This window comes from Methylococcales bacterium, assembly GCA_030949405.1.
Classification (GTDB): Bacteria; Pseudomonadota; Gammaproteobacteria; order Methylococcales; family Methylomonadaceae; genus WTBX01.
In genome coordinates this window covers 2,281,695-2,296,580 of sequence record JAUZSN010000002.1, presented here as the reverse complement: position 1 = coordinate 2,296,580, position 14,886 = coordinate 2,281,695, and the positions used below count along the sequence as shown (strand labels likewise).

The 14,886-nt window shown below is 38.0% G+C and carries 15 protein-coding genes and 1 tRNA gene; 2 read left to right on the top strand and 14 right to left on the bottom strand.

All coding sequences use genetic code 11. The features are described 5' to 3' along the window. Positions 1 to 9 precede the first annotated feature (9 nt). From metK to rpsU, 6 genes are all read right to left on the bottom strand, one after another. Positions 10 to 1,167 carry a methionine adenosyltransferase gene (metK, locus tag Q9M50_11850; protein MDQ7091304.1) on the bottom strand — a complete coding sequence of 386 codons (1,158 nt, stop codon included), beginning with the start codon at positions 1,165 to 1,167 and terminating at the stop codon, positions 10 to 12. Between the two features lie 65 nt (positions 1,168 to 1,232). Further along, a tRNA-Ile gene (locus Q9M50_11845) sits at positions 1,233 to 1,309 on the bottom strand. A gap of 21 nt (positions 1,310 to 1,330) precedes the next feature. Then, entirely contained in the window at positions 1,331 to 3,142 is a 1,812-nt protein-coding gene (gene rpoD, locus Q9M50_11840) for an RNA polymerase sigma factor RpoD (GenBank protein ID MDQ7091303.1), read from the bottom strand. Positions 3,143 to 3,224: 82 nt separating this feature from the next. Further along, a complete protein-coding gene (gene dnaG / locus Q9M50_11835) occupies positions 3,225 to 4,976 on the bottom strand; it encodes a DNA primase (protein ID MDQ7091302.1) in 1,752 nt (583 codons plus the stop codon). Between the two features lie 94 nt (positions 4,977 to 5,070). After that, positions 5,071 to 5,520 (bottom strand): GatB/YqeY domain-containing protein, encoded by a 450-nt coding sequence (locus Q9M50_11830; GenBank protein MDQ7091301.1) that lies wholly within the window; start codon positions 5,518 to 5,520, stop codon positions 5,071 to 5,073. An 18-nt stretch (positions 5,521 to 5,538) separates the two neighbouring features. Then, entirely contained in the window at positions 5,539 to 5,772 is a 234-nt protein-coding gene (gene rpsU / locus Q9M50_11825) for a 30S ribosomal protein S21 (protein MDQ7091300.1), read from the bottom strand. A gap of 106 nt (positions 5,773 to 5,878) precedes the next feature. Here rpsU and tsaD point away from each other — a divergent pair, with 106 nt between their 5' ends. Continuing rightward, entirely contained in the window at positions 5,879 to 6,889 is a 1,011-nt protein-coding gene (gene tsaD / locus Q9M50_11820) for a tRNA (adenosine(37)-N6)-threonylcarbamoyltransferase complex transferase subunit TsaD (protein ID MDQ7091299.1), read from the top strand. Between the two features lie 37 nt (positions 6,890 to 6,926). Here the strand turns inward: tsaD and Q9M50_11815 are convergent, their stop codons facing one another. Both Q9M50_11815 and argH read right to left on the bottom strand, forming a co-directional pair. Continuing rightward, positions 6,927 to 7,358 carry a polymer-forming cytoskeletal protein gene (locus tag Q9M50_11815; GenBank protein ID MDQ7091298.1) on the bottom strand — a complete coding sequence of 144 codons (432 nt, stop codon included), beginning with the start codon at positions 7,356 to 7,358 and terminating at the stop codon, positions 6,927 to 6,929. A 240-nt stretch (positions 7,359 to 7,598) separates the two neighbouring features. Continuing rightward, positions 7,599 to 8,984: an argininosuccinate lyase gene (gene argH, locus Q9M50_11810; GenBank protein MDQ7091297.1), complete on the bottom strand. Its 1,386-nt coding sequence runs from the start codon at positions 8,982 to 8,984 to the stop codon at positions 7,599 to 7,601. A 276-nt stretch (positions 8,985 to 9,260) separates the two neighbouring features. On the opposite strand from argH, the gene Q9M50_11805 reads away from it, so the two are divergent. Then, the gene (locus Q9M50_11805; GenBank protein ID MDQ7091296.1) at positions 9,261 to 9,842 is read left to right on the top strand and encodes a carbonic anhydrase; all 582 of its coding nucleotides are present in this window, start codon (positions 9,261 to 9,263) and stop codon (positions 9,840 to 9,842) included. 106 nt (positions 9,843 to 9,948) lie between these two features. On the opposite strand, the gene ccmB is transcribed toward Q9M50_11805, so the two are convergent. From ccmB to Q9M50_11775, 6 genes are all read right to left on the bottom strand, one after another. Further along, positions 9,949 to 10,617: a heme exporter protein CcmB gene (gene ccmB / locus Q9M50_11800; protein ID MDQ7091295.1), complete on the bottom strand. Its 669-nt coding sequence runs from the start codon at positions 10,615 to 10,617 to the stop codon at positions 9,949 to 9,951. Then, entirely contained in the window at positions 10,614 to 11,243 is a 630-nt protein-coding gene (gene ccmA, locus Q9M50_11795; GenBank protein ID MDQ7091294.1) for a cytochrome c biogenesis heme-transporting ATPase CcmA, read from the bottom strand. The genes ccmB and ccmA overlap by 4 nt, the downstream gene beginning before the upstream one ends. Positions 11,244 to 11,251: 8 nt before the next feature. Further along, a complete protein-coding gene (locus Q9M50_11790) occupies positions 11,252 to 12,799 on the bottom strand; it encodes a metallophosphoesterase family protein (protein ID MDQ7091293.1) in 1,548 nt (515 codons plus the stop codon). A gap of 14 nt (positions 12,800 to 12,813) precedes the next feature. After that, positions 12,814 to 13,536, bottom strand: a complete 723-nt coding sequence (locus Q9M50_11785) for a hypothetical protein (protein MDQ7091292.1) — start codon at positions 13,534 to 13,536, stop codon at positions 12,814 to 12,816. A 92-nt stretch (positions 13,537 to 13,628) separates the two neighbouring features. Beyond that, positions 13,629 to 14,036 carry a hypothetical protein gene (locus Q9M50_11780; protein ID MDQ7091291.1) on the bottom strand — a complete coding sequence of 136 codons (408 nt, stop codon included), beginning with the start codon at positions 14,034 to 14,036 and terminating at the stop codon, positions 13,629 to 13,631. A 391-nt stretch (positions 14,037 to 14,427) separates the two neighbouring features. Further along, the gene (locus Q9M50_11775; protein MDQ7091290.1) at positions 14,428 to 14,886 is read right to left on the bottom strand and encodes a hypothetical protein; all 459 of its coding nucleotides are present in this window, start codon (positions 14,884 to 14,886) and stop codon (positions 14,428 to 14,430) included.

Here is a 14,886-nt window from a genome sequence, read left to right as displayed (position 1 = left end):
GTGAGAAAATTAAATGCCTGCGGCATCTTTTAAGTGTTCTGCTTTATCTGTTTTTTCCCAACTGAAACTTTCTTCAGTCCGTCCAAAATGTCCGTAAGTCGCTGTTTTTTGATAGATAGGTTTTAAAAGATCCAATTGTGCAATTAAACCTCTTGGACGTAAATCAAAATTATCACGAACAATTTGTTCTAATTTAGCGTCGTCAATTTTACAGGTTCCGAAGGTTTCAAGGGCGATTGATGTCGGTTCTGCTACGCCAATCGCATAAGAAACTTGCACTTCACAACGTGAAGCAATGCCTGCTGCAACAATATTTTTAGCCACATAACGACACATATAAGCCGCAGAACGATCAACTTTTGAAGGATCTTTACCCGAAAAGGCTCCCCCACCATGACGTGCCATGCCGCCATAAGTATCCACAATAATTTTACGACCGGTTAATCCACAGTCACCGACAGGGCCCCCGATGACAAAATTACCCGTCGGGTTAATATGATATTTGGTATCTTTATGTAACCAGTCCTTTAGTACGGGTTCAATAATAACTTCTCTAACCGCTTCATGAAGATCTTTTTGACTAATGTCAGGTGAATGCTGCGTTGATAAAACAACAGCATCGACGGCAACAGGTTTGTGATTTTCATAACGAAAGGTCACTTGACTTTTTGCATCAGGACGTAACCAAGATAAAATCCCTTGCTTACGAACATCCGCTTGACGTTCAACTAAGCGATGAGCAAAATGAATAGGCGCTGGCATTAATACGTTTTCAATTTCATTGGTCGCATAGCCAAACATTAAGCCTTGATCACCCGCTCCCTGCTCGTGATCGTCACTATCATCAACGCCCATAGAAATATCGCTTGATTGTTTACCAATTGCATTTAAAATTGCACACGTTTCCCAATCAAAACCTGCTTCACCATCATAGCCAATATCTTTAACAACTTTTCTTACTAATGCTTCTGTGTCAACCCAAGCATTCGTGGTAATTTCACCCGCTAAAATGACCATGCCTGTTTTAATCATTGTTTCACACGCAATTCGTGATTGCGGATCTTGTTCTAATAGGGAATCAACAACCGCATCAGAAATTTGATCTGCCATTTTATCAGGATGACCTTCCGAAACAGATTCAGAAGTAAATATATAGTTATTACTCATTAAAGGTACCTTTTGCTTAAACGATAGATACAAAAAAGGTCGCGTAACGCGACCTTTGATAAATATGGTGGGCCCTGAAGGACTTGAACCTTCGACCTGCCGATTATGAGTCGGATGCTCTAACCAACTGAGCTAAGGGCCCTTATTTTTACAGTTAAATAGACTATTCACCTTCGATAAAACAACGGAGTCGTTCTGAACGCGAAGGGTGTCTTAATTTTCTAAGTGCTTTTGCCTCAATTTGACGAATTCGTTCACGTGTCACGTCAAATTGTTTTCCAACTTCTTCGAGTGTATGGTCAGTATTCATATTAATACCAAAACGCATACGTAACACTTTTGCCTCGCGTGTTGTTAACCCGCTTAATATATTTTGAGTCGATTCGCGTAACCCTGCTACCGTGGCGGATTCTACAGGGGATAAAACTTTAGCATCCTCAATAAAATCACCTAAATGTGAATCTTCATCGTCACCAATAGGGGTTTCCATTGAAATTGGTTCTTTAGCAATTTTTAATACTTTACGAACCTTATCCTCTGGCATTTCCATCCGTTCAGCCAATTCTTCAGGCGTTGCTTCACGTCCCATTTCTTGTAAAATTTGTCGGGACACACGATTTAATTTATTAATCGTTTCTATCATGTGAACAGGAATACGAATAGTTCTTGCTTGATCGGCAATTGAACGCGTGATCGCCTGCCTAATCCACCAAGTTGCATACGTTGAAAATTTATAGCCTCGTCGATATTCAAACTTATCAACCGCTTTCATTAGACCAATATTCCCTTCTTGAATCAGATCTAAAAATTGTAATCCTCGATTGGTATATTTTTTTGCAATCGAAATCACTAATCTTAAATTAGCTTCAATCATTTCTTTTTTCGCACGCCGTGCTTTCGCTTCACCAATCGACATACGACGGTTAATATCTTTTAATGCAGCAACCGATAAGCCTTGCTCTTTTTCTATTTCCAACAATTCAAGTTGAATTTTTTTAATTTGCTTTTCTTGTGGCTTAATCACTGCAAAGTAAGGGCTACTATCTTTTAAATACGGTAATAACCATTTGGGATTAGATTCACTATTTGTAAACGATTTAATAAATTCTTTTCGCGGCATTTGAGCGGTACCCACAAAGATAGCCAGAATGAGCTTTTCTTGTTCACGGATACGGATAACATGTCTGCTAATAGTTGCAATCATTTTCTTAAGATATTGCAATGCCCATTTAAATTCTAAAAAGCAATAAGCTAATGCCGTCAAAGAAGGTTCTGCCTTTTCACTTCCATAACCGTATTTTTCAATAGCGGCGGATGAAATGACTAAAGCGACTCTTAAGGCTTCAACTTTAAGTTCAATTCCCTCAAAATCAATCCCCTTATCCTCTTCTTCTTCCTCTTCATCCCTTATTTTAGGCGAACGATCAACACTGGAGTTATCTTCTTCATTAAAATCACTCAACCCTGTCATTAAGTCGGTGAATTTTAAGTCTGAATCTTCATCTTTAAGGCTATCATACGCATTAAGAAAACTTTCAACGGCTGTAAAGGAGCGTGAAATTGCCGATATAATTTGCTGCTGTCCTTTCTCAATACGTTTGGCAATTTTAAGTTCTTGCTCGCGTGTTAAGAGTTCAACGGAACCCATTTCACGCATATACATGCGAACAGGGTCTGTTGTTCGTCCAAATTCACTATCAACTGAGGCAAGAGCTGCAACTTCAGCTGCGGCCGAATCATCATCATCATCAGGACTCACCGCTGAATCCGTTGCTAGGATAGAGTCTGCATCAGGTGCAACCTCATGAACCTGAATCCCCATATCATTAATCATTGCAATGATATCTTCTATTTGTTCAGGATCAACAATATCGCCAGGTAAATGATCGTTAATTTCAGCATAGGTTAAATAACCTTGCGTCTTACCTTTAGCGATTAATTGTTTAAGTTGAGATTGTTGCTGTTCTTGGTTCATTATTTACCTACAAAAATTCAGCCAGTCCGCACTGAACAGAAAATTATAACACAAAATTAATTAAAAAACGATCGATCACTACTTATTTAAGCATGTCCATCAACCTTTGTTTTTCCACGATACTGATACTGTGGCAACTTTCTTTATAAAGTAAATCACTTAAAACAATATCTTTCGCTTGTTTTATAAGATTATTCATTCCATCTACAAATATTTGTTCTAGCATTTCTTTCGATGTAATATCCAATCCCAACTCGTAAGTTGCAAGCGTATTAATTATTTTTTCTTCATTGGATCCTCGGTAACATTCAATTAATGCACCCATATTGACAGGCTTATGATCCGTAATAATTCGCACCATATTTTTCAAAACATCTAAACCCCGAAAATAAAATTCATCCCAATACGGTATTTTGTTTACAAGCGTATCTACTAAATGGGGGTTTTGCAATAATAATGCAATGGTAAATCGCGTCAACGTTAATTTATTAGCACTTTTTTTTAGCGTTCCTCTACGCGTTTCCCTTTTAAGTGTAGCTGTATTTTCAGAAACTTCTAAAAACTTTGTCAATTCTCGTTCAGGGAGTTCAGATAACCCTTGCAATTTCGATTGCATCATGTGTTTAAAAACACCTTCAGGCAATTGCTGCAAATGAGTTTGAGCCGTACTCACTAATTTTGAACGTCCTTCCATTGTGGCTAAATCAAGTTCGTTCGTTACGTGTTCAAAAAAATACTCGGATAAGACTTGGCTCAAAAGAATACGTTTTAAAAAAGAATCAAGCCCTTCTTGACGAATTAATGAATCAGGATCCTCACCCTGTGGTAACAACATGACTTTAATTTGTCGCCCATCTTTTAATGACGGCATCGCCATTTCAACGGCTCGCCAAGCCGCTTTAATACCTGCCTTATCACCATCAAAACAAAATACTAATTCTGAGGAATAACGAAATAAAACATCTAAAAGTTTTTTAGACGTTGCGGTTCCCAACGTAGCAACGGCATAATGAATTCCAAATTGCGCTAACGCAATCACATCCATATAACCTTCAACGATTAAAATTCGCTCAGGCTTGGAATTTTGTTGTAATAGTTCATACAAACCATACACTTCATTGCTTTTAGAAAAAATAACCGTTTCAGGTGAGTTTAAATATTTAGGAAGTGAATCATCTAAAACTCTGGCCCCAAAGCCTAAAATACGTCCCCGCTTATCACGAATAGGGAACATTAACCGTCCACGAAAACGATCATAACTTTGCCCGCTATCCTTTTTGGTTAATAACCCTACATCAAATAAAAGTGTATTTTCAAAATGCTGGCTTAGTTCATTCCATCCATCAACCGCATAACCCAGCATAAAATCTCTGGCAACAATCCCGCTAACGCCACGCAATTTTAAATAATCAACGGCCTTTTGCGCTTCGGCGTTTGTTTTTAACTGTACTGCATAAAATTTAGCCACCTTTTCCAATAAAAAATAGAGGACTTTTAAATTATCGTGCTTTTCAAGGGCGGCATAATTCCCTTGCTCACGGGAAACATCAATTCCGATGAAAGCGGCAAGCTCTTCAATGGCTTCAATAAACTCTAAATTCGAGTAATCCATTAAGAAACTAATTACATTTCCACCCACACCACAACCAAAACAATAAAAGAATTGTTTTTTACGATTAACCGTGAAACTTGGGGACTTTTCGTTATGAAAGGGACATAAGGCACTGTAGTTACTGCCTGTTTTTTTTAAAGGAAGATGTGAGTCAATTAATTCTACAATATCAATCCGCACTAACAAATCATCAATGAAGTGGCGTGGAATAAGTCCAGCCATAACCCCCCCCCTCTTTAAAAAATTCAGCTTAATCTCAATAAACGCCTGAAAATTTACACCTCAGAGGCCGACTGATAACCTCCGAGATGTTCGTTTAGTTTATTAATGCGGCTTTAATTTCTTTACTCACCAGTGACATATCGGCACGTCCTTGCATTTTAGGCTTTAATTGCCCCATCACTTTACCCATATCTTTCATTGAAGTGGCTGCTGTTGTCGCAATCGCTTCTTTAATGAGTAATTCAATTTCACTTGCCGTCAATGCTTGCGGTAAAAATTCTTGAATAACTAAGATTTCAGCCTCTTCAACCTCTGCTAAATCGACACGACCGCCTTCATTAAACTGCCGAATAGATTCACGACGCTGCTTAAGCATCTTATCAAGCACACCGATAGTCCGCTCATCATCAAGTTCAATACGTTCATCCACCTCAATCTGTTTGATCGCGGCTAGAATAGTACGAACAACGAGCAACCTGTCTTTATTTTTTGCTCGCATTGAAGCTTTCATATCCTCCTTGATACGCGCTTTTAATAATTCCATCTTCTCAAACCTTTATAGTTATAACTGTGGACGACCACGACGTAAATTTTTAAGGGCATAACGTTCACGAGCGAGTTTTTTCAAATGACGTTTAATTGCCGCCGCCCCTTTTCGCTTACGTTCTGCCGTTGGTTTTTCATAAAACTCACGGCGACGAACTTCGGATAAAACGCCTGCTTTTTCGCAAGCGCGTTTAAAACGGCGAATGGCTATATCAAAAGGTTCGTTCTCTTTAACTTTAACTGCTGGCATTATATTGACCTGAATGTGTTAGTATCTACGATTACTTCGAGGATATTTCCTCAAAGCGATAAAAATAAACCCTTAATTATACTCTAAATTTTAAACAAGTAAAATAATGTACGTTTTAGGAATTGAAACTTCGTGTGATGAAACCGGTGTGGCCATTTATCATCCTGACCAAGGGATTGTCGCTGACCTTTTATATAGCCAAGTAAAAATGCACAGTGAATACGGGGGAGTTGTCCCCGAATTAGCCTCACGCGACCATGTTCGTCGCTTAACGCCCTTGATAAAGAATTGTTTGAAAAAAGCTAATTTAACCTCAGCGGCTATTAAAGGTATTGCTTATACCGCAGGGCCAGGGTTAATGGGGGCGTTATTAGTAGGAACCACTACAGCACGTAGTTTAGCATGGACATGGCAAGTACCCGCCGTTGCCGTACATCACATGGAAGGCCATTTACTCGCCCCCATGCTAGAAGATAACCCACCTGAATTTCCTTTTGTCGCCCTGCTCGTCTCGGGTGGACATACTATGTTAGTCCGTGTCGATGATATTGGCCACTATGAAATTTTGGGCGAATCTTTAGATGATGCCGCAGGCGAGGCCTTTGATAAAACGGCTAAAATGCTAGGACTAGGCTATCCTGGCGGGCCTAAAGTATCCGAATTGGCGGAACTGGGAGGCCCTGAGTTTCAATTTCCACGCCCGATGACCAATCGACCTGGATTAGACTTTAGTTTTAGTGGGTTAAAAACATTTACCATGAACACCTTAAATTCAACGGATAAAACAGAGCAGGATAAAGCCAACATTGCGTATGCTTTTCAAATGGCAACCGCTGATACACTCACGATTAAGTGTCGCCGAGCTTTACAGCAAACGGGTCTGAAAAGATTAGTTATTGCAGGCGGAGTCAGTGCAAACAAACAAATCCGTGCCAGCTTACACGCGATGACTCTGAAAGAAAATGCCCAACTCTATTTTCCAAGATTAGCCTATTGTACAGATAACGGGGCCATGATTGCTTACGCAGGCTATCAACGGTTATTAGCGGGACAACATGAATCATTAGAAATTTTTGCAAAACCCCGCTGGCCCATTAACACCTTACCCCGCTTATAACTTTTTTTGACGTGCCTCTTTTATTTTAATTAGAATATCAGCCAACCTGACTATTCCCTTTAATAACGGGCTTGCTTTTACTGGTTTCGACTGTTTTAACTTCGGAAGGCACGTTTTTACGTTTAGAATCCCCTTCAAAACTTCCGCCTTTTTCAACCGTCAGCTCGTTATAAATCAAGGTTCCTTTAATTCGACCTTTGGAAAGGATTTCCACTGTTTCGCTTTCAACTGATCCTTCAAACACACCATTCACGACAAAGTTTTTAGCCGAAACCTCCCCTTTCACTTTGCCTTTCGTACCGATAGTAATTATATTATTAGAATTAATCGTTCCTTCTATTTCACCTTCAATATGTAATGAAGAGGTAATGCTAATATCACCTTTCATTTTAGTGCCGCTAGAAATAATGGTTGCCCCCGCTTCCTTGCTGGTTAATTTTTTACCTTCCTTTCCACCCATAAGTGCCATTTGATACTCGCTATTTTTAAATTAAAAAAACACGTCTAAATAACGTGTACTAAGAAACTAGATTTCAAATTCCACCAAAACTTATGGAGCCTCCTTCATTTTTCAGTTTACAGTTTAAATCAGAGTCCAATAGCTTTAGCTGTTGGCGAGGTCACGAAAATAGCTAAAGCTATTTTACGCCACACTCTTTTTTAAAAATAAAGTGTAAACTACTTTTGAGCTAAATGAAGGATGCCTCACTTATAATATTTTCCGTGCTAATTTTATTGCCGCTCGAACCGTATCAGGTGCCGTTCCTCCCAGATGTTTACGAGAGGCGACCGACCCTTCTAATTTTAAAATATCAAAAACATCCGCACTAATTTCAGTTGAAAAGTGTTGTAATTCCGTCAAGGTTAATTCAGCCAGATCACGTTGCGTATCGACCCCTAAACGAACAGCTAACCCCACGACTTCATGTGCATCTCGAAAAGCGATCCCTTTACGCACTAAGTAATCCGCTAAGTCGGTTGCCGTTGCAAAGCCTTGCTGTGCGGCCTTATACATATTATCTCTTTTTGCACTAATATGCGGCATCATGTCAGCAAAGGCTCTTAAACAATTAACCAGTGTATCCACAGTATCAAATAAAGGTTCTTTGTCTTCTTGATTATCTTTATTGTAGGCTAAAGGCTGACTTTTCATCAGCATCAATAACGAAACTAAATGGCCTGTAACCCGCCCTGATTTTCCACGCACTAACTCAGGAACATCTGGGTTTTTCTTTTGAGGCATAATGGATGAACCTGTACAAAACGCATCAGGCATATCAATAAAATTAAACTGCGCACTGGTCCATAACACCAGCTCTTCTGAAAATCGTGATAAATGCAGCATAATCAAGCTGGCCGCCGCCGTAAATTCAATGGCAAAATCTCGATCACTCACAGAATCTAATGAATTATTGGAAGGACGACTAAAGCCTAATAATTTAGCGGTCATTTGTCGATCAATGGGGTAAGAAGTCCCTGCTAAAGCCGCTGCCCCTAAAGGCATCACATTAATTCTTTTTAAACAATCCTCTAGGCGTTCGACATCACGCGTTAGCATTTCAAACCACGCCATTAAATGATGCCCAAAGGTAACAGGTTGTGCCACTTGTAAGTGTGTAAACCCTGGCATAATGGTAGCCGCTTCCTTTTCCGCTAAATCTAACAGGGCAACTTGCAAACGATTCAACTGCCCTTGTATCACCTCAATTTCTTGACGTAAGTAAAGGCGTATATCGGTCGCCACTTGGTCATTTCGTGAGCGGCCTGTGTGTAATTTTTTTCCTGCAATCCCAATTAAATCCGTTAATCGAGCTTCAATATTCATGTGAACATCTTCTTGCTTAACCGACCAATCAAATTCATTCGTTTCAATTTCGACCCGAATTTGTTCTAGCCCTTTAACAATATCGTTGTACTCTTTTGTATTTAAAATGTTAATACTGGTTAGCATTTTTGCATGAGCTAAGGACCCTTGAATATCTTGAAAGGCCATTCGTTGATCAAAATCAACGGACGCTGTAAAAACTTCAACAAAAGCATCGGTTGCTTGGGCAAAACGCGCACTAGAAAGCTTATTGGTATTAACGGTAGTCATTTATTTATAATCATTTAAAAATACTGAAAAATATAATTATACGCTTAATTAAATGGATTGTTGAATTCATTATTGTCCCCTTAAACGAATTTTAATAACCTCATGACTGACTTTATTGGGATACTTAAATATACTTTAGTATCGCTATCATTCCTTATTTTAGGGTAAAATATCACCTACAATCATTCTTTTAGAACATAAAAAATAAATTTAGCATGGGCGATATACAAAAAAATTTTGAACACAACAAAGCGCGGGCCAATAAAATTAGGCAAGATGACCCCAACTACTTCATTGACTTATCTAAAAAAACAAACCCCTGAGTATTTATGGATAGGGTGTTCTGATAGTCGTGTAGCCTCTAACCAAGTCTCAGGGTTACGCCCCGGCGAACTCTTCGTACATCGAAATATTGCTAATGTTGTCGTTCCCACTGATTTAAATTGTTTATCCGTTATTCAATTTGCCGTTGAAGTTTTAAAAATAAAGCATATTATTGTTTGTGGCCATTATGGCTGCGGCGGAATTATAGCGGCACTTGAACTAAAAGAGCATGGCCTTATTGATAATTGGCTAAGTCATATCCGAACGGTGCATAGAATACACCATGATGAACTCAATGCAATTAAGGATGACAGCAAACGTGTCAATCGACTTTGCGAATTAAATGTAATTGAACAAGTCGCTAATGTCTGTAACACGTCCATCGTACAAAGAGCGTGGAACAATGGACATGAGTTATCAGTACATGGCTGGATTTATACCATGAGTGATGGCAATCTTGAAGATCTGGGTGTGAGTGTTAACAGTCTTGAGCAAGTTTGTAAAACCTTTCGTTTTAGATCAATGCTGAGATAATCAAACTTAATATAAAGTGGATTATAATCGCGTGAAAAAACCTGTTTTTTCACGCCAAATTATCAGTCCCTTTCCTTGTACCACAAAAATAAAGCAGGCTATAAAATTAGCCTCTAATACTAATTTTCAATGCCGACACAATGGCAAAAGGGGCTAACATAACACTCAAGACAAGCATCGCTCCTAAAAATGCCATATAACCGTCCACGGGCATTCCCATTGCGCCTGCTTGTACCGCCCCTGCCCCAAAAATTAAAACGGGAATATACAGGGGAAGAACCAAAAGTGAGATTAACACCCCTCCTTTACGTAAGCCAACCGTTAAACCTGCCCCAATCGCGCCAATTAAACTTAATGTGGGGGTGCCTAATAATAAACTGACCACTAAAGACAGTACCCCCTCAACAGGTAGAAATAACATGAGGGCTAATAACGGCGACATTAAGGCTAAACAAAAACCACTGATTAACCAATGACTAAAAACTTTGGCTAACACCAGCAAAATTAAAGAGTGCGGACTTACTAACATCTGTTCTAGCGAGCCGTCGTCAAAATCTGTCCGAAAAATACTATCGACCGATAATAAACTAGCTAATAAGGCCGCCACCCAAATAACACCCGGGGCCACTTCAGCGAGAAATTTAGGCTCTGGACTCACGCCGAGTGGAAACATAACCGCGACCATTAAAAAAAAGGCCAATGGGTTGACAATATCATTACGGTATCGAAAACTAAGGCGTAAATCCCGTTTAATGGCGGCCCAAAAGAAATTCATGAAGAGTCCTTTTCATCATCTAAATTAAGATAACGTAACGTTTGGTTAGGAATTTTTAATTCATGATGGGTGGTTAAAATAACCGATCCCCCAAGATTGACATGATTGGCAATTAACGCTTCTTTTTCGGCCACCCCTTTTTTATCCAACGCAGTAAAAGGCTCATCTAATATCCATAATGGGGCGGAACTCAAATATAAACGCGCTAAACCTACTCGACGCTGCTGTCCTGCTGATAAGGTATGACAAGGAACCTCTTCAAACCCAAAAAGCCCTACTTTTTCTAATGCCTGATAAATCGTAAGCTTATTTAAATGGGCCGATAATTGTATCATCCAGGCTAAATTTTCCTCAGGCGTTAAGGCCGCTTTAACCCCTGTTAAATGTCCCACATAAAGCAGGGCACGATAATAATCATCACGGACTTCCTCAAGAGGCTCTTTTTGCCAAAAAATATCCCCTTCAAACGCATCCGATAAGCCACATAATATTCGTAACAACGTTGTTTTTCCACTGCCATTTTGCCCTTCAACTTGTAAAATTTCCCCTTTTCCAAGTTTAAAATGTAACTTGTTGAATAAAATTCGCTCATCACGTTCACAATATAAATTTTTAACCTCTAACATATTTCTTCTTATTCACCGCGTTGTAAACGTTCGGCTAGCATGGCTGGAAATTTAAATCGTTGTAAATCAGCAACGGTTTTATTTAAATCATAATCAAGATTTATAAATTGAATTTGGTCAGTTTTTTGATAATACAGTGCAAATTGCGCACAAGTAGACCCATTACGAGGCTGGCCTACCGCTCCCGAACATATCATGGCCTGTTTGTAATCCCCTAAAGCTATTTTTTTAGTGGGATTTAAAAAGCTATCACGACCCACTGTATCTCTGACATACATGCCTTGTATATGTGAATGTCCATGAAAACATAAATCCATCGCTTTATCTTCCATAAAATCAAGATTTTGCTCATAAGTCATCTCATAAACATAGGCATAAAAATAATTAGAATCCATAGGGGATCCATGAACGGCGCGCCAATTTTTTTTTGCGTCGTCATCACTACTCATTAGTTCTAAAGGCAAATCCGCCAGCCATTGTTTATGTTCCTTACTTAACTGTAAAATAGTCCACTCAATACACCATTGTGCCGTTGTGGACATCCCTCGCTTAGCATCGCCACTGGTCACCGCATAGTCATGATTTCCCTTTATAACGATTAGTTCAGTTTGTTGTAACCGACTAATACATTCACTCGGATGCGGCCCATAACCCACGACATCACCCAATACAATCCCTTTTGTAATAGAATGTTGGTCTAAATAATCCAGCACCGCGTTTAACGCAGGTAAATTTGCATGAACATCGGATAAAATAGCGAGACAATCATTATCCTCTTGATAAGGGTTTAATTTTTTTACAACCACCTTCGATTGTTCTAATTGTTCAATAATAATAGTTAATATTTGAGCTCTTTTTTTATCAGGTACATAGATATCCCGCAATAACCGAGCGACTCGATAACAACAATGTGAATCCTCAAATAACGTACTAATAAGCGACTGAATCTTTTTACCTAATAGACACGCACCCGCTTCATTCAACCAATGATTACCGCGAATTAAAACTCCTAAGAGATGAGAAAAACTAATAAAATTATCCCAAGAATAAATATCATCATCCAGATAATAAAGTTTTTTAGTGTCATCCACCCCAAAATTCGATAATCCTTCATCCAGACGGGCATTATTTTTACTTGCGGATTTAAAATAGCATTCATAAACACCCACTAAATAATCAATTTTTTGACCCGTATCTGTTTCCGTATTTTGAGTTAATGAGTGTAACGGAGTCAATCGTGGACAAATATTGCCAATTTTAAATTTATTATTTTCAAGCTTAACTAAAAACCACGTTTTATCGGGGTGATGAACGTTTAATTGCCGTTCTTTTTGTAAGATATGGGTTAAAAACTGCCGTGTTTTAACTTCATTTAAATCCAATTCACTACGAATTTTTACAACATCATTTTCCCCCACATACAGCTGGGTTCCAGGTCGTCCCATAAACTCATCACCGTAGTTGAGCGTTGTTTGCTCCTTTTTTAGTAATTGAATAATATGTAAAGCCGTATAATGCGAAAAATCACCAATGGTACCTATGATTTCAATATCCATATAAACCCCGTAGTTTAGCGTTTAAAAAGTTTTAATAATTTATTAATTAAGTGTGCATTTTCCGAATTATTTTCAGCATAAACACTTAAATAATAAGAGATAAGTGGGGGTTTTATCGTAGGGTCGTTTAAAAGTCGAGTGATGTACGCCTGAAATGCTTGTTCAAAACAAGGTCCTATATCAATAGGAAAAGCATCATTTTTAAAGGGAATAAAGCCTGTAAAAATAATTTCATTATCTTCTAATTTTAAGCTGTTTAAGGTTAATGGAAAGTTCATATTCTGTTCAAAAAAGTACTTACAGGCTCCATAAAATTTTTCGGCGACAATAAAAAGCATCGCTGCAATTTTCTTAGCATCCTTTTCGCTATAAACCTTTTCTAATGAATCACCGAGTGTTTCTTCTCTTTTAACAACTTGCCATAAGCGCCATTGTTCATCATCCGTACTCGTTTGTATTATTACTAAACAACGTTGCTGGCTAAGACGCTCACTTAACTCACGTTGTACTTGCACTGCGATGGATAATTCTTGACGCGCTAAATTATTATTATCATAAAGATCGCTTGATAAACTCAATAATTGCCATTTTTTCTCAACTAAAACCAACCAACTATCGTTCTCGGTTTCTGTAAATTCTACATTTTTTTGGGCAATATCTTTTAAAATTTCACGTTCTATTTTTAATGGCCATAAATCTCTGGCAGCAATATTTGGCGTTGGAAGTAAAGGCGACATAGTAGTAATAAATTGGGTTAAAAAATAAACATTTCATTAATCAAATAAAAATAAGTGTAGCCATTGCTACACTTACTTCACTATTTAAATCTTTAAGGCACTAGAGGGGTTATCTGAGGAAGGTTTTTGCGAACAGAAGCCCAACCCATCCCTAAGTTTGTTTTTTTACTGGTAATCAAAACAACTAATGAATCGGGTCTATCTGGAACAATCGTCATAAAATGAAACGTATTATCGGTGGTCATTTGCATTTCTTTGATCGTCTTCTCAATGGTCACTCCCCGTTGATTGCTCAATAAACTTTCTACCGCTTGTACATTTCGGCCTCTAAACATATCAACGGCTGCCGCTGCAACAGCTTCTAAATAAGTTGTTGTAAAGTAAGGTACATTATGCGAAACACTCAATAATAAACCACTATTTAAATCGACCACAGCACACCCTAAAGCCCCGTCTACAGACGTTACAATATCTTTGGTGATTTCATCCAAACTAGCCATAATTTAATTCCTATTTCTATTTGTTATTTTAGTTAAACGATCATTTACTAATTAAACTATCATTATATTTAATAATATCTTTGCATTTGTTTAATTAATACTATTTAAAACCTGACTACAGACCTAAGTACCTAAGCCTAACTTTTCAACTTACTTTAAACCCTAAAGTTTATGATAAATGCGCGTGTACAACAGATATTTTGTACGTCAAGAAACTTGAAAACATGTATTTAGGTACTTACTCTCTAACAAGGTTGATTAATTATAATACATTCCGTTTATTTTAAAACATTTGTTTGTATTAGAAAAAGCCCACACGTTCACTTATACCCGTCGATAGGTCGCCTATCATGCGTAAAAAATTTGTATTATGTACCCGAAAAGTCGTTTTTTATGGACACGAATAAGTCAGCAAACTATTAAAATTTAATTTAATTAAGACCCGCACTCGATTATCTAAATAACAATTATGAATATACCCAATGGCATTGGGTGCGCTACTCACAAAACGTAATACCGCCTCATTTGATGAAACCACATAAGGCGGCATAATGCCATTAAAATATTGAATATTCCAAAAAGACTCCATTTCTTCAGGACGTTGTTTAAATATTTTTTTAGAAAAAGCCTGCCTTAATGGATCATCAATAATCAAGTTTATCGGAACCCAGCGTTCATTATTAACATTTAGTAAGGTTTTTTTACGAAAAATATTTTCCAGTTGTTTCCGAGTCAACGTTGTAATCTCCGAGTCCTTAGCGACAATAATTAAAATTTTATCGGCCCATGCTAGGGAATAAACCCCCAGCATAAAAACAATAACGGCGGAATATTTTAATCGTTTTATCAT

Coding starts and splice junctions, on each gene's coding strand:
- metK (MDQ7091304.1), bottom strand. CDS start 1,167: ATGAGTAATAACTATATATTTACTTCTGAATCTGTTTCGGAAGGTCAT.
- rpoD (MDQ7091303.1), bottom strand. CDS start 3,142: ATGAACCAAGAACAGCAACAATCTCAACTTAAACAATTAATCGCTAAA.
- dnaG (MDQ7091302.1), bottom strand. CDS start 4,976: ATGGCTGGACTTATTCCACGCCACTTCATTGATGATTTGTTAGTGCGG.
- Q9M50_11830 (MDQ7091301.1), bottom strand. CDS start 5,520: ATGGAATTATTAAAAGCGCGTATCAAGGAGGATATGAAAGCTTCAATG.
- rpsU (MDQ7091300.1), bottom strand. CDS start 5,772: ATGCCAGCAGTTAAAGTTAAAGAGAACGAACCTTTTGATATAGCCATT.
- tsaD (MDQ7091299.1), top strand. CDS start 5,879: ATGTACGTTTTAGGAATTGAAACTTCGTGTGATGAAACCGGTGTGGCC.
- Q9M50_11815 (MDQ7091298.1), bottom strand. CDS start 7,358: ATGGCACTTATGGGTGGAAAGGAAGGTAAAAAATTAACCAGCAAGGAA.
- argH (MDQ7091297.1), bottom strand. CDS start 8,984: ATGACTACCGTTAATACCAATAAGCTTTCTAGTGCGCGTTTTGCCCAA.
- Q9M50_11805 (MDQ7091296.1), top strand. CDS start 9,261: ATGACCCCAACTACTTCATTGACTTATCTAAAAAAACAAACCCCTGAG.
- ccmB (MDQ7091295.1), bottom strand. CDS start 10,617: ATGAATTTCTTTTGGGCCGCCATTAAACGGGATTTACGCCTTAGTTTT.
- ccmA (MDQ7091294.1), bottom strand. CDS start 11,243: ATGTTAGAGGTTAAAAATTTATATTGTGAACGTGATGAGCGAATTTTA.
- Q9M50_11790 (MDQ7091293.1), bottom strand. CDS start 12,799: ATGGATATTGAAATCATAGGTACCATTGGTGATTTTTCGCATTATACG.
- Q9M50_11785 (MDQ7091292.1), bottom strand. CDS start 13,536: ATGTCGCCTTTACTTCCAACGCCAAATATTGCTGCCAGAGATTTATGG.
- Q9M50_11780 (MDQ7091291.1), bottom strand. CDS start 14,036: ATGGCTAGTTTGGATGAAATCACCAAAGATATTGTAACGTCTGTAGAC.
- Q9M50_11775 (MDQ7091290.1), bottom strand. CDS start 14,886: ATGATAAAACGATTAAAATATTCCGCCGTTATTGTTTTTATGCTGGGG.